Source organism: Archangium violaceum (genome assembly GCF_016859125.1).
In the GTDB taxonomy this organism is placed as follows: Bacteria; Myxococcota; Myxococcia; order Myxococcales; family Myxococcaceae; genus Archangium; species Archangium violaceum_A.
Genome location: NZ_CP069338.1, coordinates 636,925 through 658,599 on the forward strand (window position 1 = coordinate 636,925; position 21,675 = coordinate 658,599).

The following is a 21,675-nucleotide window of genomic DNA, read 5'->3' on the forward strand; positions in this document are numbered from 1 at the left end:
GGAATCCTTTCAAACCGAATGCCCACCAAATCTGGAGGTGATGGCACGGGACCGCACGTTCCGTCCGACCCGGGACAGAACGAACGTCCACCATCCATCAGGAGATAAGGCCCGCCGTGCGGTTCCGCACGGATGAGACTCCAGGCCGATGAACCCCCTTCGGTGGCCCGACCAACGTGCGCCCCGCTTTCCACGGAAGGGAGCACACACAATGAAGCGCACGATTCAGGGGTTCCTCGTCGCTGGCACGCTGGTCATCGGTGGTTCCGCGCTCGCGCAGCAGGCAGGCAAGGCGGAGGGCAACAAGAAGGGAACGGCCGAGCTCCGCGGGTTCGTGGTGCCCACCGACGAGAGGGCCTTCCTCGAGCGGCTGCACTACACCAACCAACTGGAGATCAAGCTGGGCCAGCTCGCCCAGCAGAACTCCATGAACCCGGACGTGAAGGCCTTTGGTGAGAGCATGGTGCGCGAGCACACCGCCGCCGACCAGAAGCTGATGAGCATGGCGCGGAGCCGGGGCCTGAAGCTCTCCGACACGCCCAAGCCGCTCAACGACATGGAGAAGAAGATGATCTCCGCCGACAAGGCCGTCATGGAGGAGCTCCAGGCGCTCAAGGGCGATGCGTTCGACTCCGTCTACATCGCCAACCAGGTGGGGGACCATGACGCCACGCTCGGCAAGCTGATGGCCGGCCGGCAGGCGCTCAGCGGCAATGCCCAGCTCACCTCGATGATGGATGAGCTGTCCCAGAACATCGCCCAGCACCGCCAGCAGGCGTACTCCGTGCTCGGCAAGCTGGGCCAGGCCATGACGACCGGCGTCGGCGGCGCGGGCAGCCAGGGCACCAGCCCGGCGGGCTCCACGGGCACGGGTACCACCGATATGGGCGGCACCCCCGGCACCGGCACGCAGCCGAGGAAGTAGCGCACCCCTCGCTGGCACCGGCGTGACGGGAGGCGCGTCGCGCCGGTGTCAGACCACGGACGGGGACGGCCGCAGGTGGCTGTAGGCGATGTCGGCCAGCTCGTCGAAGGTGGGCGTACGCCAGGGGAGCGACCGCATCACGCGGCGCTCCTCGGACCAGGCGATGAAGGTCTCGAGCTGCTCGGGACTGGGCGACACGCGCGGGCGCGCACGCTTGGCCAGGGAGAGCGCGTCCAGCGGTGCATGGCCGAGGTCCACCAGCACGCAGAGGGCCAGCAGCGCGCTGCGGCCGATTCCGTGCTCGCAGTGGATGTAGACCTTGTTTCCCCGCGACAGGTGGCCGTTCACCCATCGCACCCCCTGCTCGAGCATGTGCCGGCTGATGGAGCACAGGTCCTCCGTGGGCAGGTGCAGCAGGGAAATGCCGTGCTCGCGCAGGACCCGCTCGTCATCACAGGCCTCGCGGCGAACGTCGACGACGTGACGGATGGAGAGACTCCGGGCCAGGTGCTCCGCGGCCTCGATGGGGAAGCGGCCCCCCACGGCCAGCTCGGGTGTCACCCAGTCCAGATTCAATGACCAGCCGTGTTGAAGCATCCGTACGCCCCTCCCCTGCCCGCGACTCCCGGGCTCGTGCGCTTCCGCCGACGAAGCTAGTCACCCGACCTGCCGTGCGGATCGAGTACCGCGGTACGATGCCAATTCGCCTGCCTGGTTGAGTTGGGCGCGGCCATCGCGTACGAGAAGTCCGGCTGACAGGCCGGGCCAGCGCTGCCCACCTCGTCCGCACGGGGACCGCCCACGCACCGCGCGGGTGGTCCCGCGATTCCCTTCCTCCCATCCGTTTCCCTCCCAGGGAGAGTGATTCAGCCGATGCACGATGCACACGACTTCCTCCTGGCCCTGGCGATGGTCCTCTGCGTCGCGGCGGTGACGTCCGTCGTCTTCCAACGGCTGCATCAACCCATCGTGCTCGGGTACATCATCGCGGGGCTCATCATCGGTCCTCACGTCCCCATCCCCCTCGTCGCGGACGCCGCCATCGTCCACACGCTGTCGGAGCTGGGCGTCATCCTCCTCATGTTCTCGCTCGGGCTGGAGTTCAGCCTGCGCAAGCTGTGGCAGGTGGGGCCCACCGCGGGGCTCACCGCCATCATCCAGTGCAGCCTGATGATCTGGCTGGGCTTCGTCGTGGGCCGGGCCTTCGGCTGGACGTCACGCGAGAGCATCTTCACGGGCGCCATCATCGCCATCTCCAGCACGACCATCATCGCCAAGGCCTTCGACGAGCAGGGCATCCAGGGCAAGCTGCGGGAGATCGTCGTCGGCGTGCTCATCGTCGAGGACCTCATCGCCATCCTGCTGATGGCGACCCTCACGGCCATCTCCACCGGCGCGGGCCTGTCGGCGGGGCAGTTGACCCTCACCGTCGGCCGGCTGGCCCTGTTCCTGGTGGGGCTCGTCGGAGTGGGGCTGCTGGTCATCCCCCGCACCGTGCGCGCCGTCCATCGACTCCAGCGCCCGGAGACGCTGCTGGTGGCGAGCATCGGCATCTGCTTCGCCATCGCGCTGCTCGCGCAGTCCTTCGGCTACTCGGTGGCGCTCGGCGCGTTCCTGGCGGGCTCGCTCGTCGCCGAGTCCGGCAAGGAGAAGGACGTCGAGCACCTCGTCCAACCGGTGCGGGACATGTTCGCCGCCATCTTCTTCGTCTCGGTGGGAATGATCATCGACCCGGCGCTCATCGCCCAACACTGGCTGGCGGTGGTCGTGCTGACCGTGGTGGTCATCCTCGGCAAGCTCGTGGGGGTCGCCCTGGGCGTGTTCCTCACGGGCAGCGGGACGCGCACCGCGATCCAATCGGGCATGAGCCTGGCGCAGATTGGCGAGTTCTCCTTCATCATCGCGGGCCTGGGCCTGTCGCTGAACGCCACGGGGCAGTTCCTCTACCCCATCGCCGTGGCCGTGTCGGCGATCACCACCCTCACCACGCCCTTCCTCATCCGGGCCTCGGGTCCGGTCGCCAACATGGTGGACCGCAAGCTGCCCAAGCCGCTCCAGACCTTCGCGGTCCTCTATGGGAGCTGGGTGGAGGAGCTCCGCTCCGCGCCGCCCCGGCAGACCGCCGGCGCGAAGATCCGCCGGAAGATCCGCCTCCTGCTGCTCGATGCGGCCCTGCTCGCGGCGATCATCATCGGGACGTCCGTGTGGCTCGACAGGATCGCCGCGGCCGTCGAGAGCTCGATCGGACTGGACGCCCCGGTGGCGCGGCTGCTCGTCATCGGGCTGGCCTCCGCCCTCGCGACTCCGTTCTGCGTGGGTGTCGTCCAGGTGGCCCGGGCCCTGGGGACGCTGCTCGCGGAGACGGCCTTTCCGGCGGCGGAGGGCCGGTTGGACAGGGCCGCCGCGCCACGCCGCGCGCTCCTCGTGACGCTCCAGCTGGCGAGCGTCCTCATCGTGGGCGCGCCCCTCGTCGCCCTCACCCAGCCCTTCCTCCCGGGCATCCTCGGCGCGGCCGCGCTGCTCGTCCTGCTCATCGTGCTCGGCGTGGCGTTCTGGCGCAGCGCCACCAACCTCCAGGGGCATGTCCGCGCGGGCTCACAGGTCATCGTCGCGGCACTCGCCGCCCAGGCCCACCACGACAGGAAGGCGGCGCCACATGGCAGGGCGCTGAAGACCGTTCATGCCATCCTCCCCGGCCTTGGCGAGCCGACTCCCGTGCGGCTCGAGCGCTCCAGCCCGGCCGTGGGACGGACGCTCGCGGAGCTGAACCTGCGCGGGATGACGGGCGCCACGGTGCTCGCCATCCGGCGCGGAGAGGAACAGGTGGTCGTTCCCACCGCGAACGAGCTGCTGCGAGCGGGAGATGTCCTCGCGCTGGCCGGCACGCACGAGGCCATCGACGCGGCCAGGGCCGTGCTCGACGGGAGCCCCCCGCCCGAGCAGGCCGCTCCCGCCTGACTCAGCGTCCGGCGTCGGCGGGAGTGCCGGCGTCGGGGCTCGCCGGCCGCTCCACGGTGACGCGGTCCTCCAGCGGCACGCGGCCCAGGGACTGGCGGAACAGCTCCCACAGCGCGCGGCGGTGCCCCTCCGGCGAGGTGGTGCCCTCCAGCACCAGCCCCGCCCCGCGATAGCTCGCGCCGAGGCCCAGGCCCTTCAGCACGGGCGACAGGGTGGTGAGCTGCTCCTGCAGCAGGGGCAGCTCGAAGGTCAGCTCCAGCTCGCGCGCGAGGTACGCGTCCGTCTTCAGCAAGGCGCGCAGGGCCTCGCGGCAGCGCGCGTTCTTCACCTCGGCCATCAGCGTGCGCTCGGAGCCCTCGGTGGTCCTCAGCCCCGGGCAGGCCTTGCGCGCGGCGGCCAGCGGCTCCGTGAAGGGCTCGGGCTCGGGAGGCCGGCCCGGCGCGCCCACCGACAGCCGCCACACCGCGAACTTCCCCTCCGCGTACAGCAGCAGCAGCGTGCGCCCGGGCTTCACGCCCGTGAGCAGCAGCTCGTTGCTCCCCGCGAGCACCTCCGCCGTGGCGATGGACGGGTCCTCCACCTCCACCCACTCCACCGCGCTCAACTTGTGGAAGCGCTCCTTGCCGGCCTCCAGTGGCACCGACACGTCCACCGGCCAGGCGGCGGCAGGAGGAGGAAGCAGGCCCAGCAGGAGCGCGGCCAACGGGACGAACAGGGAAAAGCGGCTCACTGGTGGACGGATCCCCATCCAGACCCTCTCGGAAAGTGTGCGAGTCCTCTTACCACGGGGTATGTAGAGAAACCCTATGCCTACCTGGGTCCTCTGGACCGCCTGCCTGGCCCTCGTCTTCCTCCGGGGCTTCATCGCCGCCGCCGAGTCCGCCCTCTATGGGACCTCCGATCTGCGCGCGCAGGAGTTGGCGCAGTCCCAACCGGGCGCGGGCGGCCGCGTGCTCCGCCACAAGACCGAGCGCGAGGCCACCGCCACCGCCCTGCGCGTGGGCATGGTCCTCAGTGGTTTCCTCGCCGCCGCCATCGGCTCCTTCGTGCCACCGCAGCTGCTCGACTTCACCCGCTGGGGCGAGTCCGCCTGGCTGGACGTGGCCACCGTGCTCGCGGGGGCCCTCCTGGTGGGCGTGCTCGCCACCCTCATCGAGGTGACGATGCGGGGCCTGGCCAACGCGGGTGCCGAGCGCTGGGCGCTGCGCCTGTCCTGGCTCGTCTCGCTGCTCGTCTTCCTCTTCTACCCGCCCATGCGTCTGCTCATGGGTCCCATCAACCTCGTGGCCCGTGGCTTCGGCCGCACCCTGCGCTTCGAGCCCCCGCCTCCACCCCTCGAGGAGCTGGAGAAGCTGCTCGCCGCCCAGGCCGCCAAGGAGGAGGTGGATCAGAGCGCGCCCCAGCTCATCCGCTCCATCTTCGAGCTGTCCGACAAGCGCTGCCGCGACGTGATGGTGCCCCGCACCGAGGTGGTGTGCGTGGACATCTCCACCCCGTCCGAGGAGGTGCTGCGCCTGCTCGCGGAGGAGAACCACTCGCGCATCCCCGTCTACCGGGACGACGTGGACCACATCCTCGGCGTCCTCCACGCGCGAGACCTGATTCCGCTGCTCCAGCACCCCGAGCTCATCGTCCTTCAGGACACCATCCGTCCCGCCCACTTCGTGCCGTGGCTCAAGCCGATTGGAGATCTGCTGCGCGAGATGCAGCGCAAGAAGATCCACATGGCCATCGTCGTGGACGAGTACGGCGGCTTCATGGGGATCGTCACGCTGGAGGACATCCTCCGGGAGATCGTCGGCGACATCGGCGACGAGTTCGAGGTGGAGGAGAAGCAGGTCGAGAAGCAGCAGGATGGCAGCTACCTGGTGGACGCGGCCCTGGAGGTGGAGCAGTTCACCCAGACGTTCGGCTTCGAGCTGCCGGAAGGCGACTTCGACACCCTGGGCGGCTTCCTGTCATCGCTGGCCGGCCACCTGCCGGACGTGGGCGAGCGCTTCGTCTACGACGGCTGGGCCTTCATCGTTCACGCCAAGGAGGGCGCGCGCATCGACCGCGTGCGGATGACGAAGCTCAAGGCGACCACCAAGGAGCCCACGTCTCCCAAGGACAGCTCGGGCACCAAGGAGGCCGCGGGCCAGGAGCTCAAGGCCTGAGCCTCAGTCCGACTCGGGCACCATGGGCCGGAAGTACGGGAGCCGCAGGTAGCGCTCGGCCCGGAAGGGCAGCAGGCGCACCGTCTCCCCGAAGGTCAGCGCCACCCCGCCCCCCACCTCCACCCGCCACGTGCGCGGTGTGAAGTCGGACCCGACGGGCTCGGAGCGCAGCGGGAAGGACACCGTGAGGGTGTGTCGCGCGTCCGCGGCCAGCGGTTGGCTCACCCCGCGCGTGCCCACCGCGTAGCGCCGCCCGTCCAGGCGCAGCTCGAAGTCCACCCCCGTCACCTCCGCGTCCCAGAAGGTGGGGTTCTCCACGTCCAGGCGCAGGGTGAGCGCCCCCGCGCCGTCCGGTGTGAAGGCCAGGCCCACCTCCTCCACCCGCACCGCGTGGTCCATGGCATGCGGGCGCAGCGTCACCCCGGCGCACCCGGCCATCCACGGCAACAGCAGCAGCGACACGAGCCGGTGCATCAGCCCCCCAGCAGTGGCTTGAGCGCCTCCACCCCGAGCGGCCACCCGGTGCGGCGCGACAGTGCCTCCAACGCACGGATGAACTCCGAGGCCGACTGGAAGCGCCGCGCCTTGTCCGCGAAGAGGGCCTTGCGCACCACCTGCACCGCGTAGTCCGGCAGCTCCGGCTGGAGCGTGGACAGCAGCGGCGCCCGCGCGTCCCGCACCCGGTACATCAACTCCGCCTCGCCGTCCGCGGTGTACAGGCGCCGGTTGGCCAGCAGCTCCCAGAGGATGACGCCCACCGAGTACAGATCGCTGCGCGCATCCACCGGCTGCCCCAGCACCTGCTCCGGGCTCATGTACGGCAGCGTGCCGCGCAGCGCGCCCGTGTCCCCGCGCATCACGCCCTCCACGTCCGCCACGCCGAAGTCGGTGAGCTTCACCTCCCCCGTCACGCTCAGCAGGATGTTGGTGGGGTTGACGTCGCGGTGGATGACGGTGGCACCGCCCTCGCCCACCTTCGCCCGGTGGATGTAGTCCAGCGCCTTGAGGATGCACCAGGAGATGTAGCAGGCGGCCGCCGGCGGCATCGCCGCTCCCGCCTTCACCAGCAGCTCCTGCATGAAGCCCAGCGTGCGGCCCGGCACCAGCTCCTGCACCATCAGGTAGTCCGGCCCCGCCTTGAAGAGGCGGAAGGTGCGCACGATGTTCGGGTGGCGCAGGCGCACGGTGAGCCTCGCCTCGTCGACGAAGGCCTTCACGTACGCGCCATCGTTGCGGTACGTGGGCAACAGCCGCTTGAGCACCACTTCGTCCGGCTCACCCGGCGAGCGCTGCGTCGAGGACTTCGCACGCACCTGGTACACCTCGGCCATCCCGCCTACCGCGAGACGGCCAACGACCTCGTACCCGCCCAGGTCTCCTGCTTGCTGCGACACGTGCCCAGCCTACCCCGCTTTTCGCTGAAGCCCCACTATTCCGTTCACAAGGAAGCGAAGAGGCGCTCGTACTTGCGAGCCGACGCCGCCCAGGAGAAGTCCTTGCCCATGCCCCTGCGCCGGAAGGCCAGCAGGCGCTCGGGCTCGGCGTAGAGGGCTTGCGCCCGCCGCAGTGCCGCCAGCAGCGCCGTGGGGTGGAAGGCCTCGAAGAGGATGCCGTTGCCGTCCAGCCCCCCTTCCACCGTGTCCACCAGACCTCCCGTGGCCCGGACGATGGGCACGGTGCCGTAGCGCAGCGAGTACATCTGGTTGAGGCCACACGGCTCGTAGCGGCTGGGCATGATGAAGAAGTCCGCCCCCGCCTCCACCAGGTGGGACAGCCCCTGGTCGAAGCCGATGAACGTCCCCACCTGCTGGGGGAAGTGGTGCTGGAGGGCGCGCAGCCCATCCTCGTAGTGGCCCTCGCCGCTGCCCACCGCGATGAAGCGGATGTCCGAGTGGAGCGCCTGGGGCATCACCTCCAGCAGCAGATCAATCCCCTTCTGCCAGGCCAGCCGCGAGACGATGCCGAACACCGGGGCCGAGGTGTCCTCCCTCAACCCGAAGCGGCGCAGCAGCTCGCGCCGGCAGACGGCCTTCCCCGACAGATCGTTCGCCCCGTAGCGCGCCGGGAGGTACGTGTCCGTCTCCGGGCTCCACTCGTGCACGTCGATGCCATTGAGGATGCCGGTGAGCACCCCCTGCCGCCGGCGCAGCAACCCGTCCAGGCTGGCCCCGCCCTCCGGCTGTTGAATCTCCTTCGCGTAGGTGGGCGACACGGTGGTGAGGGCATCGGCGAACTGGATGCCGCCCTTGAGGAAGTTGACCGTGTCGTAGAACTCGAGCCCATGCTCGGCGTTGAAGAGCTCCCAGGGCAGCCCCAGGTCCTCCATGACGTGCTTGTTGAACTGTCCCTGGTAGGCGAGGTTGTGGATGGTGAACACGCTGCGTGCCCGCGCCAGGGGCGTCCCCTGGTAGCCGCGCTGGAGCGCCACCGGCACCAGTCCCGTCTGCCAGTCGTTGACGTGGATGATGTCCGGGTGGAACCCCAGGCGCTGGGCGGCCTGGAGCGCGCCGAGCGACAGGTAGGCGAAGCGCCGGTGGTTGTCACCGAACTCGCCCCAGGCGTCCCCGTAGATGCCGCCCCGGCCGTAGAAGTGCTCGTTCTCCAGGAAGAGGACCTCCAGGGTGGGGGACTGACGCAGGGAGAGGATGGGCCCGCGCTCGATGCCGAAGGGGAAGCGCAACTCCAGGTGATGGCCGGTGGGGGTGAGGCGATCCGTTTTGATGGACGCGTAACGAGGAGTGACGATCTTCACCTCGTGGCCCAGCTCCGCGAGCGCCGCGGGCAGGGAGCCGGCCACGTCTCCGAGTCCGCCCGTCTTGGAGAAGGGCGTTACTTCGGAGGCCACGTAGAGAATCTTCATGGAATGAGACGATGCCGTGTGGGATGGGCGAGTCAACCCAAACACGCGACTCGCACTCCCGGAGCGGGTTGGTATGGTGGAGGGCGTGGAGCTACCCCAGGATCCCATCCAACGCTTCGCGGCCCTCTTCGAGGAAGCGAAGCGAGTCATCCCCGTGGACCCCAACGCCGTGATCGTGGCGTCCGTGGGGCCCGAGGGCAGGCCGTCCTCGCGCGTGGTGCTGCTCAAGGACTTCGACGAGCGAGGCTTCGTCTTCTACACCAACCTCCAGAGCCGCAAGGGGCGGGAGCTGCTGGCCCACCCGTGGGCGGCGCTCTGCTTCTTCTGGCAGCCGCTGGAACGCCAGGTGCGGGTGGAGGGGCGAGTGGAGCGCGTGTCGGACGAGGAGGCGGACGCGTACTTCCAGAGCCGGCCCCGCGGAAGCCAGGTGGGCGCGTGGGCGAGCCTGCAGAGCCAGCCTTTGCCCTCGCGCGAGCTGCTGGAGTCGCGCGTGGAGGAGCTCACGCGCAAGTACGAGGGGCAGACCGTGCCCCGGCCGCCGCACTGGTCCGGCCTGCGGGTGGTGCCCGACCGCATCGAGTTCTGGCACGCGCGTCCGAGCCGGCTCCACGATCGGCTCGTCTACCTGCGCGAGGGCAAAGGCTGGAAGACGGACATCCTCTATCCGTGAGCCGCTACCAGGAAATCTCCTGGCCCTCGTAGCTGAAGAACCGGCCCCCGTCCTGCGCGCGGAGCCGGTCGATGACGTTGAGCATCCCGCGCACGGAGTCCTCGGGGCGCAGCGGCGCCTGGGGGCCGCCCATGTCCGTCTGCACCCAGCCCGGGTGCAGGGAGACGGTGACGAAGCCCTCGCGGTGCAGCTCCAGGTGCATGTTGCGCATGGCCATGTTCATGGCGGCCTTGGAGATGCGGTAGGCGTAGGAGCCCCCCTCTCCGTTGTCGCCGATGGAGCCCATCTTCGAGGTGATGTGGATGATGCGGCGCGCCGAGCCCCGCCGCAGGGCCGGCAGCAGCGCGGCGGACAGGCGCAGGGGGCCCAGCGTGTTGACGGAGAAGGTGTCGGCCAGCGACTCGTAGTCGAGCGCGGTCAGCGTCCCCTCCTTCCCGTACACGCCCGCGTTGTTGATGAGCACATCCAGGGGCTGGCCCTCCCCCACCGCGGCGGCGAAGGCGTCCACGCTCCTGGCGTCGGAGATGTCGAGCGCATGAATCCGGAGCCGGCCCCCCGCCTCATGGGCGAGTGACTGGAGTTGTTTCGCCTCGGAGGGTGAGCGGACTCCCGCGTCGATGGAGTCACCACGGTTGAGCAGCTGACGAACGAACTCGAGACCCAGACCCCGGCTGGCACCGGTGATGGCATAGCGCATGAGCCCCATTAAACGCGGGCCCATCAGGAAAGACACAGCGCTCCGAGGCACTTGACCAGGAGTGACAAGCGGTGGAAACCCCGGATTGCACCGGGAGCGGAACCAATCATGAGCGTCGTAATCATTGGCGGTGGAATCAGCGGTCTGGCGCTGGCTCATGGGCTGCGCGCGCGAGGAACCGAGGTGACGCTGCTGGAGGCGGGCCCGAAGCTGGGGGGCAACATCCAGACGCTGAGCCGGGACGGGTTCATCATCGAGGCGGGCCCCAACAGCTTCGTGGACCGGGAGCCCACGCTGCGCCAGCTGGCGGCGAGCCTGGGCATCGAGGGGCGCATCCGCACGGCGGACCCCGCGGCGAAGCGGCGCTACATCTACTCGCGAGGGAAGCTGCGGGAGGTGCCCTCGTCACCGCCGGCCCTGCTGAAGTCGGACGTGGTGCCGCTGGGGGCGAAGCTGCGGATGATGGGCGAGCTCTTCACCCGGCGCGCGCCGGATGGGGACGAGTCACTGGCGGACTTCGGGCGGCGGCACGTGGGGCGCACGGCGACGGCGGTGCTGGTGGACGCGATGCAGACGGGCATCTACGCGGGCGACGTGGAGGCGCTGAGCGTGGGCGCCGTCTTCCCCAAGGTGGTGGAGTTGGAGAAGCAGCACCGCAGCCTCGTGCTGGGCATGGTGCGGACCCAGAAGGCGGCGCGCAAGGCACTGCCCCCGGGCGAGGGCGCGCCGAAGCCGTCGGGCGCGGTCTCCTCGTTCGACGGAGGCCTGGGGGTGCTGGTGGACGCCCTGGCGCGATCGCTCGGAACAGCGGCGCGCACGGGAGTGCGGGTGGAGGGGTTGCGGCGCGAGGGGAACGGCTGGCGGCTCGCGGTGGAGGAGCACGGGCAGCGGGCGGAGCTCACCGCGGACCGGGTGGTGCTCGCGGTGCCGGCGTACGTGGCGGCGAAGCTGCTGCGGCCCCTGGACGAGACGCTCGCGGCGCGCGTGGAGGGCATCGCCTACGCACCCGTCGCGGTGGTGCACCTGGGCTTCGCGCCGGGCAGCCTGCCGCCTCCGGATGGCTTCGGATTCCTCGTGCCCACGCTGGAGCGGCGACGCGTCCTGGGCGTCATCCACGCCTCCTCGACCTTCCCCTGGCGCGCCGAGGGCGGACGCATCCTCCTCACGTGCATGGTGGGCGGGGCGAAGCGGCCGGATCTGGTGGAGCTGGACGACGCGGCGCTGGTGACGCTCGCGCGCGAGGAGCTGCGGGAGCTGGCGGGAGTGACGGCCGAGCCCTCCTTCACCGAGGTCTTCCACTGGAAGCGAGGCATCCCCCAGTACAACGTGGGCCACCTGGAGCGGGTGGCGGCCATCGACGAGGGCGTGGCCCGCCTGCCCGGGCTGTACCTCACCGGCAACGCCTACAAGGGCGTGGGCCTCACCGACTGCATCCGCAACGCCAACGCGCTGGTGGACACACTCGCGCGCTGAGCAACGCCATGCCCAGGCTCATTGCTCATCTTCCACTCCAATGGGTGAAGCTCAGACCCCCTCGTCGGGCAGGAGCGTCAGCAGCAACTCATCGTCGGGCCCGTGCGGGAGCCAACCGGGCGGTGGTGGCGTGGCACGAAGCGCTGCCCGAGCCTGCTCGACGCGCTTCTCATGGGTTGTTGGGGTAAGGGAACTCCACAATCCGATTGCCTTGGCAACCTTGAAACGGTTGGCGTCATCCATAACGGTCGGCCAGCCGTTTGGGAGACATGCCCACAGTTCTCGCACGAGTTGTCCGCGGACAAGGCGAGTGACCCGATGGCTTCGCTCCGCCTCGGCAAGCAACCCGCTGAACACCTGCACCCCGGCGACGTCGTCCTTGCCAAGCTCCTCGGCCAGCGCCACCAGCGAAGCGGTCGGACGAGCATCTGCGAAGGCGGAGAGCGAGTCGTAGCCCCGCTCGCGGACCCGCTCGTACAGGCGCACCTTCCAGTTGCCCTCCCAGGAACGTCCGTCGGTCATCACCTTCTCCAAGGAGTGAAATTCATCGGGATGTCGTAGAACTTCATACGATCCGCGACGATGTCCATGACCTCGTTCCGCGTCAACATCCGGCCAGCTTCAAACTCGGCGTCGCGCAGCGCCTTCATGATCATCCGGTTCCATTCACCGGGCCATGTGCGCCCCAGTTTCCAGTTCCCACCGCCGTGGATGGCCTCGTGGTGCGCCTGCTCCAGCCTGACGCAGAACTCGTCGATGTCCATCTCGCCGGTGAAGCCGCGCTTCTCGAACCACTCGCGGAACTCCTTCGGCAGGACGTGGTGCCGCGGCGGCTCGGCCATGCCAGCCCCCGCCTTGCCCGTCTCGTGCATGGCCCCCACCTCGGGCCCATCGCCCAGCGCGTCGCGCACGCCCCTCGGCAGCTCGCCATGCGCCTGCGCGAGCATCACCTGGCCCGCCTGAATCCGCACGGCGGCGCTGACAACGGGCAGGGAGAGGACACCCGCGCGCACCAACTGGCGCACCCTCTCCACCCACTCGGCGGACACGACAATCCGCGTACCCATCATCACCCCGTCGCCGCCTACCGCCAGGCCAATACCCACCAGGGCGGGCGCGGACGGAGGCGCCGAGGGCAGCGAGAACCTCATCGTCGAGAGCATCGTGACAGTCTCGATGGCTTCCTTGAGCACCAGCATCTTCTGGAGGTGCTCCGCCGCCACGCGCATTCTCTCCACGGTGGTGGCGAATTCGTCGGTGAGATGGCCTACCAGCAGCGGCACGTCTCGCGCCGCGGCCTCCACCTGCTCGTGCTCTCGCGAGGAGAGCGCCCGCATGGCGGGCTCAAGCATTTCCTGCCTGCGCCACATGTCCGCGAAGAGCGTCTCCACGGGGTAGAGGTGCTGTTCGAGCGCGACGTCAGCGAGGTTGAGGAAATCGAGCCAGACGGCGAGCAGGAGCGAGCCCACCATGGCGGCTTCCAGCCGTGGGCCGGCCACGCGCAGCAGGGCGAGCTGAATGTCCGGGTCCTCCACCTCCGACGCGGCGCTGGCCAGCCGGGTGGCGGCGGTGAGCTGGGCCTCCATCCACCTCAGTTGCGTGGCGCCGTAGTCGGCGTAGCGGAGGAAGACACCGTTTCCACTGGCGAGGCCCCGGCCACTGGCGTTGAGCCGGGCGAACTCTCTGGAGATGCGGCGGGTGGTGCCTGACACTTCGCGAAGAGCACCGCGAAACGCCAGCTGGGCCGCGAGGGCCCGCTGCCGCGCCTCCCTTTCCGCGCGGTCCAGGCCCGCCGCCGTCACCTCCCCGCGGGCGGCCCGGTGCCGGTGCAACCGCTCCGGTGTCTCGGACTCGGGCGTTGAGGCGAGGAGGCGGGGAGACTCGACACCCGGCCCCTGGGCCGATGCAGGCCCCGTGGCCTCGCCCGACGTGTAGCGCAGGCTCATCCCCCTGCCGGGTGGTGGCGTCAGCGACACGCAGCCGGTGGACAGCAGGGCCATGGCGGAGAGCAGCAGCACCAGCAGCGCGGACGTCATCAGCGCCTCCAATGGGGAACTCCCACTCTAGCGGGCACCTCCGACGAATCCGGATAGACGAGAAAAGACGGGTGAATGCGGACGGATTCCCTGGCCCGGTGATTCCAACCGCTCAGGTCACCTGGGGCCAATTGATGAAGCCACGGCGCCCTCGTTTCCGCCCTGGCATGCCACTGGGGAAGACCGTTCATCCCCGGTTTCCGACTGCTCGCCCGCCCGGCTCCCCATGTCAGGGGCAGACGAGACACTCTCCGGATGACCCCCTCTCCTCCGGAGCACACCATGGCCTCGCCCCGCCGTGCCCTGCTCGTCCCCCTCGCCGTCCTCCTCTTCCCGTTCGTCCTGCTGGGCGCGCTGGCGCTCGGCGTCAGCGGGACACGACACGCCCACTCCTGAGCCCCACCGCCCGGGCCCGGCCCGGGTGATATACTCACGCCCCGGTCCGTCATGAACGAAGGCTCCATCGTCCGCGCCACCCTCAAGGCGCTCTTCGTGCCCAGGCGGCTGCTCCCCATCATCCTCATCAGCGTGCCGCTGGTGGCCGCCCAGGCCCGCTTCAGCTACGAGCCGATGGCCGCCCACCTGGGGATTCTCCTGTGCGCCGTGTGCGTGGCCGTGGCCCCGGTGTCCTACCGCGTCATCTTCCCCGAGGGCCTCGACTTCAGCCACGGCGGCATCCGCCTGCTGCTCTACGCCACCGTGGGCGTGGGCGTCGTGCTGTCCACGGGTGTCGTGCTGCCCAAGCTGATCGGCATGGGACCCACCTTCCTCACCGACCGCTACAGCCTCGCCATCTGCATGGCCCTCTTCCTCGTGGGCGGCTGGGGCCTGGGCCGGGACATCGGCTTCGAGGAGAGCCTCGCCCGTGAGCGCGCCCGCGCCGCCCGGCTCGCGCTCGAGGCCGAGCAGGCACAGTTGCTCGCCCTGCGCAGCCACCTGGACCCGCATTTCCTCTTCAACACGCTCAACGCCATCGCCGAGTGGTGCCAGACGGACGGTGCCGTGGCCGAGGCCGCCGTGCTGCGGCTGTCCTCCATGCTGCGCAGTGTGCTCGCCGGCGTGCGCGCCGCCACCTGGCCCCTGGAGCGCGAGCTGGAGTTGGTGCGCACCCTCTTCGAGCTGCACCTGCTGCGCGACCCGGACCTCTTCCATCTCTCCGTGCAGGTGGAGCCCGGCCTCGAGTCCTTCCCCGTGCCACCCCTCGTCCTGCTGCCGCTGGCGGAGAACGCGGTGAAGCACGGGCCCGCCGCCGGCCACCGCGGCTCCATCTCCCTCTCCGTCCAGACCCGAGGCGACACGCTCCTCTTCTCTCTGGAGAACCCCGGTGCCTCCAAGGGTCCTCGTGAGGGCAGCAGTGGCCTGCCCACCGTGGAGCGCCGGCTCGCCCTCGCCTACGCTGGCGGCGCGAGCCTCGCCCTCGACAGCCAGGAAGCTCGCACCCGCGTCACCGTCACCCTGCCCCGCTGCGGCCCCGTGCCCGGCATCGTCACCTGAGTCGCGTCTCGTTCTGACCCACCAGGTGTCCTGGGGCTCGTCCGTGTCCGAGAACGTGACGTAATCGGTCCTTGTCCCGGAAAAAGGGAACCATTTAAAAGCCGCCATAGCTCCAAAAAAGGAAAAACCGTATGCGCGGCATGTGGTTCATGGCGGCAGTGATGGCTTCGTCGTGGGTGGGGACCGAGGCACGAGCGCAGGCGCAGGACGACTGGGAGTCGCCGGTCGCGCTGAGAGGGGAGCGCTATCTGCCGTATGGCCAGCCCATCCCGCCGGAGGAGGCCATCGACGCGCCTCCCCAGCCGTATGACGAGGCCGTTCACGGTCCCGCCCATCCCAACACCCAGCCCCAGGTCAACGAAGTCAGCCGCAACCGGGCCCGCCTGCCGGAGCGCGCCCGCAAGCCGCGCCCGGACGGGCAGATCCCCGACATCTTCCCGGGCTCGGGAGACCGCGGGTTCTGGATCTGGAGCGGCCAGGGCGTCTTCGCCGCCAACGATGTCCAGACGGACCTGGTCATCCCCGACAACGCCATCGGCACCACCATCTACGCGCCCACGCACATGCCCGCCGGCAACGCCTGCGTGGAGACGGTGACGGCGCACTGGCGCTACAGCGGCATGGCCACCACCGCGCACGCGCATGGCTTCTGGGACCACTGCGGCCTGGACGGCGCCACGGGCTGGCAGAACTTCGAGGACATGGACGCGGCGTGGAAGAGCAAATACGCGCGCGTCTACGACGGCGAGGAGCGCTACTTCACCGAGGCCTACAAGGACGGCAACGGCTGCTGGCACGGGCTGATGTACAACTTCAACCTCGGAATCTGGGAGGAGAAGGTGTCTCCCGCCATCTGCGGCTCGTCCACCTTCGCCACCGGCTGGACCATGTGGGAGTCGCATCACCTGATGGACCAGGCCCAGGTGTGCCCCACCTTCCCGCGCATCCGCGCCTCGGGCCTCCAGCTGATGACGAGCTCCTTCGCATGGGTGACGTTGGACGCGAGCAACACCAGCGACCTCGGGCCCTACGGCCTGTGCTGGACCAACGGCGCCTACAACTTCCAGGTGAACGTGGCCAACTCCGACTGGACGGCCCTCACGCCGTGACATGAAGCGGGGACCGCGGGCTCGCGGTCCCCTGCCCTCACCGGCGCTCCAGCTGCTCGAGCTCCCCCAACTGGCGCTGATAGCCGCTCTGGAGCTGCACCACCTTGCCGATGTTGGTGGCGAAGAGGAACACCGACAGCAGGGCGATGATCACGAACATCAACGTCCGCAGCCAGCGCATCGCCGTGTCCGCGTGCTCCCGCGACAACCCGGTGAGCACGGGCTCCAGGTCCCCCGTGCGCTCCCCTGTGGCGACGCGCTGGAGCGACTCCCCATCGAACACGTCGAGCCACTCCACCACGTCCGTCAGGGTGGCACCGGTGCGGAGGCGATGGAGCGCCAGGTTGGCGCGAGCACGGAGCCGCGCGCTCCCCGTGGCCTCGAGCGCCATCTGAAGGCTCCGGCCCACCTCCAGCCCCGCCCCGAGCGTCGCGCCCAGCACGAGGCTGAAGCGGCTGGCCTGGAGCTCCCGGTGGACGCGGCCCAGCAGGGGAACGCGCATGCGGAAGTCCGACCAGAGGGGCGCGATGCCCGGAGCCGCCAGCACCAGCGGCGCCAGGAACGCCGCCAACCCGGCCGAGCCCACCTGCAGCACCTTGCGAATGAAATGGGACAGGAACATCCCGAGGATGTCGTTCACGCGCCCGGAGGCACTGAGGCTGCCCGCGGTATCCAGCAGGGCGCCCCCGAAAACGAACGCGACGAGCAGGTAGGCCGGATAGGCGCAGAGTGAGACGGCGCGCCAACGCATGCGCTGCGCTTCCTCCATCTGCTCGACGATGCGCTCCAGGGCCGACTCGAGCGTTCCCGCCGCCTCCGCCGCGCCCAGCAACTCCACCGTCTGGGATTCGAACCAGCGCGGATGCCGCCGCATCGCATCGGCCAGGCTGGAGCCCGCCGCCACGGCCTCGCCCACCTGGGCCACGGCGCGACGGAAGGGATCTCTCGCCGCGCCACGTGACAGCTCCGAGAAGGCGATGGGCAGGCCGATCCCCGCGCGGATCATCCGGTGCAGCCCCTGGAAGAAGGTGAGCCGCGGCCGGTGCCGCACCATCGCCACGAGCGGATGCCGTGCCCACGCCCGGGCCAGCCACTCGCGCTCCTCGTGGGCCGGGGCGGCGCGCAGTGCCGAACGCACGCCATCGCGGACCGGAGCCCTGGCCTGGGAACCGACACTGGGGGACGGAGACGCCGTCCGGGGAGACCGTGGCTCGTTCATGGGAGTGCCTTCTCGCGCTGAAGTCCCATCAGGTTAGACCACCCGGTGAGCATCCAGTAGGGTCACCCCATGGCGGTGAATGTCGTGGCGTGGACGGATCCGGTCCGTCGCTCCGAGCCGGCACGGCTGCGCTCCTGGTACCTCGCGTGTCCCTCCGAAGCCCTCCGGCCCGGACAGGTGCGGGGCTGGAGCCTCGGAGGGCGGGAGCTCGTGCTCTTCCGCGGCCAGAGTGGCCGCGTCCAGGCGCTCTCGGCCCATTGCGCCCACATGGGGGCCCACCTCGCGCACGGCACCGTCATCGGCGAGCACCTGCGCTGCCCCCTGCACCACTGGCGGTTCGACGGCAGTGGCATCTGCCGCGCGGCGCCAGGACACTCGAATCCCACCGGCAGGCCCGGACAGCGGGCGTTCCCCGTGGTGGAGCGCTACGGCGCCATCCTCGTGTTCAACGGGCCCGTGAGCCTCTTCCCCCCACCCGAGGTGGGCGAGCCCGGCCTGCTGTGGCGCACCGGACCGCCGGTGACCGTGCGGTGCTCGTGGCTCCCGCTCGCGGCGAACTCCTTCGACATCGAGCACCTGCGCACCGTGCACCACCGCGAGCTCTGGGATGCCCCCGTCGTGGAGCGCCCGGATCCTTTCACGCTCCGGCTGCGCTACACCTCGCGCGTCATCGGCACCGGAGCCAGCGACCGGTTGATGAAGGCGCTGTCGGGCAATCGCATCGGCGTGACCATCACCCTCCACGGAGGCACGCTCCTGTCCGTGGAGAGCGACCTCGGCCGCACCCGGAGCGCCCTGCTCGCCGGCTTCCGCCCCGCCCCCGACGGCGTGTCGGTGTTGATGTCGTTCGCCGCGCGCCCGGGCCGCGTCCCGGGACTGGAGCGCCTGCGCCTCGCCGTGTCGCGGTGGCTCTTCACCTCGTTCCTGCGCAGGGACCTGTCCGTGCTCGAGGGGATGCGCTTCAACCCCGCCGCCGCCGCGGCCGATCCCGTGCTGCGCCACCTGCTCGACTTCGCCGCCCAGCTCCCGGAGGACTCCGATGCCGAGCACGGGTGAGGACGTCCCCATTCCGGCCACGCTCAACACCGTGCTCCTCGCCACCGCCCTGCTCACCTGCGCCGGGTGTCTCTGGCTCGCCTCGCACGCGGAGTCGCTCACCGTGCGGCTGCTGTCCGCGGGTGCGTTCTCCTATGTGAACAACACCGTCTTCTCGCTGCTCCACGAGGCGACCCACGGCGTACTCCATACGTCCCGGCGCGCCAATGACTGGCTCGGACGGCTCGCGGCGGCCTTCTTTCCCACGTCGTACACGCTGCAGCGCACCTTCCACCTCACCCACCACCGCAACAACCGCACCGAGCTGGAGCAGTTCGACTACCTGCGCCCCGGGGACAACCGCTTCCTCAAGCACGCGCAGTGGTACTCCATCCTCACCGGGCTCTACTGGGCCTTCGTCCCGCTGGGCTGCATCGCCTTCGCGCTCTTCCCCGGGCTGCTGCGACGGCTCCGCGGCACCGGCACCCGCTATGGCGAGCAGACCGGGGCCGAGGCCTACCTCGGACGGCTCGAGGACGCGCCGGGCTCCACCATCCGGCTCGAAGCGCTGCTCACGCTGGCCGTGCAGGTGGGGCTGGTGCTCGGGCTGGACCTCACCGCATCCGGATGGGCGCTGTGCTACGCGGCGTTCGCGATCAACTGGAGCTCGCTCCAATACGCGGACCATGCCTGGTCTCCGCTGGACGTGCGCGATGGGGCGTGGGACCTGCGTGTGGCCGCTCCCGTGCGCTGGCTGTTCCTCAACTACCACTACCACCGCGCCCACCACCGGCACCCCCGCGTGCCCTGGCTCTACCTGGGCCGCTACGTGGACCCGGAGGTGCCCCGGCCCTCGTTCCTGCGCATCTGGCTGTCCATGTGGCGCGGCCCCCGGCCCCTCCCGAGCCCCGTGGAGGAGCGATGAGCGCGAGGACTCCCCTCTGCGGCTGGCCCCGCCGTGACGAGCTTCTCCTCACGGGCTCGATGGCGTTCGGCTTCGCGCTCTTCTTCCTCGTCGTCTACGGCGGCGCGAGCGCGGTGACCGGCTTCTACACCTGGGGCGTGCGCGTGGACCTGCCCTTCGAGCGCCACATCCCCTTCGTGCCCGCCTGGGCCGCCGTCTACGTGAGCATGGACCTGCTGCTCCTGCTCTCGCTGCTCGTCTTCCGGACGTGGCGCGAGATGGCGCCCTTCGTGCTCGCGCTCTGCCTGGAGACCGTGCTGGGCGCCGCGTGCTTCCTGCTCCTCCCCGTCGAGGTGGCCTGGCCTCCCCGCGAGGTCTCCGGAGGATGGGCCAGCGTCTTCTTCCTCGCCGACACGATGAACCTCGAGCGCAACTACCTGCCCTCGCTGCACGTGGCCTTCGCGTGTACCGCCGCCCTGGCCTATGGCGAGCGTGGAGGCTGGCTCGCGCGGAGTCTGTTCGGCCTCTGGGCCATGGCCATCACCGCGTCCACCCTGCTCATCCACGAGCACCACCTGGCCGATGTGCTCGCGGGTGCGATCCTCGCGTGGGGCACGTGGCGCGTCGTGGCGTCTCGTGCCTCCCGCGCGGACTTCCTCGAGGCCATCCGGGTCGAGGCCCTCTGCGCTCGGGAGCTGTACCTCTTCTCCCGCCGCCACCTGCGCTACCTGCTGATCGCCCTGGGCCTCTACCGCTACTCTCTGCCCCGGTGGCGCGCCACGCGCGTGGCCCGAGCCGGGTTCTGCTTCCTCCAGCTCGTGGATGACGTGCTGGACGGAGATCGCCCCATCGACGGAGAGCCGCTCGACCAGGTGGACGCCCTCCTCGGCCAGATGGAGACCGGCCGCTGGAGCGACGAGGGCTCGGCCTCCACGCTGGGCCGGGTGTTCCTCACCGGGCTCGGGGACGACGGTGCGCGAGCCGAGGCGTTGCAGCTCGTGCGCACCATGCGGAAGGACCGCGAGCGCGTGCGGGAGCGCCGGGAGCTCGAGGCCGAGGCGCTCCGCTCGCACCACCGGGACACCTTCCGGTTGTCCGTGGGACTGATGCTGCACGTGGCCGGAGTCGAGGTCCGTGCGTCGGACTCGCCCGCCCTGCTCGATGCGTTCGGCTGGTGCTCCACGATGCGCGACCTGCGCGAGGACCTGGACAAGGGCCTGCTCAACGTGCCGGCCGAGGTATGCCGGGCAGTGCGCGCGGAAGGCGTGGACCCGCTTCGCTACGAGGACCTGGTGGGCTCGGTGGCGGGACGGGCCTGGATGCTGGCCGAGTACGGCCGCGCGCGGGCCCTGCTCGAGCAGGCCGCGGTGGAGCTGTCCGCGCTCGAGGGCCGCTCCGGGGTGGGCCTGCTGCGGCTGTTCCACCGCTCCATCAGGGGCTTCTGGGCGAAGCGGCTGCCTCGGAAGATGCCCTTCCTTCGCGAGTCCTCCGAGGTCAGCTCGTGGCCTTCCGGCGCGCCGACAGGCGGCCGATGACGAGGCCGATGACGAGCATCCCCACCGTCCCGATGCCACCGAAGGTCACCGCCGCGATCTTCACCTTGTCGAGCACTGGGTTGTCGAACACGTTGGTCGAGTAGTGGAAGGCGGCGATGAGCCACTGGTCTCCCTCCTTGACCAGGGTGCAGGTCCATCGGCCGTTGACGACGATGTCCGTGCCGTCGGTGAGCAGGTAGTGATCGGTCGAGGAGCCCTGGGCGATGCCCGTGTTCCCGTACAGGCGGGTCAGCTCATCCACCTCGAACCTCGCGGTGATTTTCTGCACCACGCGGTCCGGGCCGTTCATCATCTGGTCGTAGTAGGCCCGGATGGAGTCCTTGCCCACGCGCACGTCGTTGTTCATCGTGGTGAAGACCACGTTCGGGTGCACGTGAGAGAGCAACCGGTCGAGGTCCCGCGCGTTGAGCGCCTGCTCCATGTCGTTCTTGATGGTGCGCAGCGCCTGGTGGGTGGCCTCGACATCGGCCGTGTTCCCACCGGCCGCCTGTGCCCGAAGTGCCGCCGGCGAGAACAGCACCAGACACGCCATCACACAGCCGACAATCCGATTCATGGGGCCTCCCGAAAGGGCGCCCATCCT

The 21,675-nt window shown here is 69.8% G+C and carries 20 protein-coding genes; 10 read left to right on the plus strand and 10 right to left on the minus strand.

Features of this window, described 5'->3' with window-relative positions; translation table 11 throughout:
* The first annotated feature begins 211 nt into the window (after positions 1-211).
* Positions 212-925: a DUF4142 domain-containing protein gene (locus JQX13_RS02695; protein WP_203407519.1), complete on the plus strand. Its 714-nt coding sequence runs from the start codon at positions 212-214 to the stop codon at positions 923-925.
* A 48-nt stretch (positions 926-973) separates the two neighbouring features.
* On the opposite strand, the gene JQX13_RS02700 is transcribed toward JQX13_RS02695, so the two are convergent.
* Complete coding sequence (locus tag JQX13_RS02700; protein WP_203407520.1) at positions 974-1,522, minus strand: protein-tyrosine phosphatase family protein; 549 nt, start codon at positions 1,520-1,522, stop codon at positions 974-976.
* A gap of 276 nt (positions 1,523-1,798) precedes the next feature.
* Here JQX13_RS02700 and JQX13_RS02705 point away from each other — a divergent pair, with 276 nt between their 5' ends.
* Positions 1,799-3,883 (plus strand): cation:proton antiporter, encoded by a 2,085-nt coding sequence (locus tag JQX13_RS02705; RefSeq protein ID WP_203407521.1) that lies wholly within the window; start codon positions 1,799-1,801, stop codon positions 3,881-3,883.
* Between the two features lies 1 nt (position 3,884).
* Here JQX13_RS02705 and JQX13_RS02710 read toward each other — a convergent pair whose 3' ends face one another.
* Positions 3,885-4,613, minus strand: coding sequence for a pilus assembly protein N-terminal domain-containing protein (locus tag JQX13_RS02710; RefSeq protein ID WP_239014499.1), 729 nt, complete (start codon positions 4,611-4,613; stop codon positions 3,885-3,887).
* 76 nt (positions 4,614-4,689) lie between these two features.
* On the opposite strand from JQX13_RS02710, the gene JQX13_RS02715 reads away from it, so the two are divergent.
* Entirely contained in the window at positions 4,690-6,039 is a 1,350-nt protein-coding gene (locus tag JQX13_RS02715; RefSeq protein WP_203407523.1) for a hemolysin family protein, read from the plus strand.
* Positions 6,040-6,042: 3 nt separating this feature from the next.
* On the opposite strand, the gene JQX13_RS02720 is transcribed toward JQX13_RS02715, so the two are convergent.
* The 3 genes from JQX13_RS02720 to glgA form a co-directional block, all read right to left on the minus strand.
* Complete coding sequence (locus JQX13_RS02720; protein ID WP_203407524.1) at positions 6,043-6,513, minus strand: hypothetical protein; 471 nt, start codon at positions 6,511-6,513, stop codon at positions 6,043-6,045.
* On the minus strand, positions 6,513-7,370 hold the full coding sequence (locus JQX13_RS02725) for a serine/threonine protein kinase (RefSeq protein WP_203411850.1): 858 nt from the start codon (positions 7,368-7,370) through the stop codon (positions 6,513-6,515). Before JQX13_RS02725 ends, JQX13_RS02720 begins: the two co-directional genes overlap by 1 nt.
* Before the next feature lie 107 nt (positions 7,371-7,477).
* Positions 7,478-8,899, minus strand: a complete 1,422-nt coding sequence (glgA, locus tag JQX13_RS02730; RefSeq protein WP_203407525.1) for a glycogen synthase GlgA — start codon at positions 8,897-8,899, stop codon at positions 7,478-7,480.
* A 73-nt stretch (positions 8,900-8,972) separates the two neighbouring features.
* On the opposite strand from glgA, the gene pdxH reads away from it, so the two are divergent.
* On the plus strand, positions 8,973-9,569 hold the full coding sequence (pdxH, locus tag JQX13_RS02735) for a pyridoxamine 5'-phosphate oxidase (RefSeq protein WP_203407526.1): 597 nt from the start codon (positions 8,973-8,975) through the stop codon (positions 9,567-9,569).
* 4 nt (positions 9,570-9,573) lie between these two features.
* Here pdxH and JQX13_RS02740 read toward each other — a convergent pair whose 3' ends face one another.
* The gene (locus tag JQX13_RS02740) at positions 9,574-10,266 is read right to left on the minus strand and encodes an SDR family oxidoreductase (protein WP_203407527.1); all 693 of its coding nucleotides are present in this window, start codon (positions 10,264-10,266) and stop codon (positions 9,574-9,576) included.
* Positions 10,267-10,374: 108 nt separating this feature from the next.
* On the opposite strand from JQX13_RS02740, the gene hemG reads away from it, so the two are divergent.
* The gene (gene hemG / locus JQX13_RS02745; protein ID WP_203407528.1) at positions 10,375-11,739 is read left to right on the plus strand and encodes a protoporphyrinogen oxidase; all 1,365 of its coding nucleotides are present in this window, start codon (positions 10,375-10,377) and stop codon (positions 11,737-11,739) included.
* 51 nt (positions 11,740-11,790) lie between these two features.
* Here hemG and JQX13_RS02750 read toward each other — a convergent pair whose 3' ends face one another.
* Together JQX13_RS02750 and JQX13_RS02755 are read right to left on the minus strand one after the other, a co-directional pair.
* Positions 11,791-12,261 carry an NUDIX hydrolase gene (locus JQX13_RS02750; RefSeq protein ID WP_203407529.1) on the minus strand — a complete coding sequence of 157 codons (471 nt, stop codon included), beginning with the start codon at positions 12,259-12,261 and terminating at the stop codon, positions 11,791-11,793.
* Complete coding sequence (locus JQX13_RS02755) at positions 12,261-13,775, minus strand: DUF2380 domain-containing protein (RefSeq protein ID WP_203407530.1); 1,515 nt, start codon at positions 13,773-13,775, stop codon at positions 12,261-12,263. Before JQX13_RS02755 ends, JQX13_RS02750 begins: the two co-directional genes overlap by 1 nt.
* Before the next feature lie 447 nt (positions 13,776-14,222).
* On the opposite strand from JQX13_RS02755, the gene JQX13_RS02760 reads away from it, so the two are divergent.
* Together JQX13_RS02760 and JQX13_RS02765 are read left to right on the plus strand one after the other, a co-directional pair.
* Complete coding sequence (locus tag JQX13_RS02760) at positions 14,223-15,269, plus strand: sensor histidine kinase (RefSeq protein WP_203407531.1); 1,047 nt, start codon at positions 14,223-14,225, stop codon at positions 15,267-15,269.
* Positions 15,270-15,400: 131 nt separating this feature from the next.
* A complete protein-coding gene (locus JQX13_RS02765; RefSeq protein ID WP_203407532.1) occupies positions 15,401-16,378 on the plus strand; it encodes a hypothetical protein in 978 nt (325 codons plus the stop codon).
* A gap of 37 nt (positions 16,379-16,415) precedes the next feature.
* Here JQX13_RS02765 and JQX13_RS02770 read toward each other — a convergent pair whose 3' ends face one another.
* Positions 16,416-17,597: a type II secretion system F family protein gene (locus JQX13_RS02770; RefSeq protein WP_203407533.1), complete on the minus strand. Its 1,182-nt coding sequence runs from the start codon at positions 17,595-17,597 to the stop codon at positions 16,416-16,418.
* A 69-nt stretch (positions 17,598-17,666) separates the two neighbouring features.
* On the opposite strand from JQX13_RS02770, the gene JQX13_RS02775 reads away from it, so the two are divergent.
* From JQX13_RS02775 to JQX13_RS02785, 3 genes are read left to right on the plus strand one after another with little or no spacing between them, the layout of a single operon-like run.
* On the plus strand, positions 17,667-18,653 hold the full coding sequence (locus JQX13_RS02775; protein ID WP_203407534.1) for a Rieske 2Fe-2S domain-containing protein: 987 nt from the start codon (positions 17,667-17,669) through the stop codon (positions 18,651-18,653).
* The gene (locus JQX13_RS02780; RefSeq protein WP_203407535.1) at positions 18,637-19,557 is read left to right on the plus strand and encodes a fatty acid desaturase; all 921 of its coding nucleotides are present in this window, start codon (positions 18,637-18,639) and stop codon (positions 19,555-19,557) included. The genes JQX13_RS02775 and JQX13_RS02780 overlap by 17 nt, the downstream gene beginning before the upstream one ends.
* Positions 19,554-21,071, plus strand: a complete 1,518-nt coding sequence (locus JQX13_RS02785; RefSeq protein WP_203407536.1) for a phosphatase PAP2 family protein — start codon at positions 19,554-19,556, stop codon at positions 21,069-21,071. The genes JQX13_RS02780 and JQX13_RS02785 overlap by 4 nt, the downstream gene beginning before the upstream one ends.
* Here the strand turns inward: JQX13_RS02785 and JQX13_RS02790 are convergent.
* Entirely contained in the window at positions 21,031-21,648 is a 618-nt protein-coding gene (locus JQX13_RS02790) for an SgcJ/EcaC family oxidoreductase (RefSeq protein WP_203407537.1), read from the minus strand. The genes JQX13_RS02785 and JQX13_RS02790 overlap by 41 nt on opposite strands.
* Between the last annotated feature and the right edge of the window lie 27 nt (positions 21,649-21,675).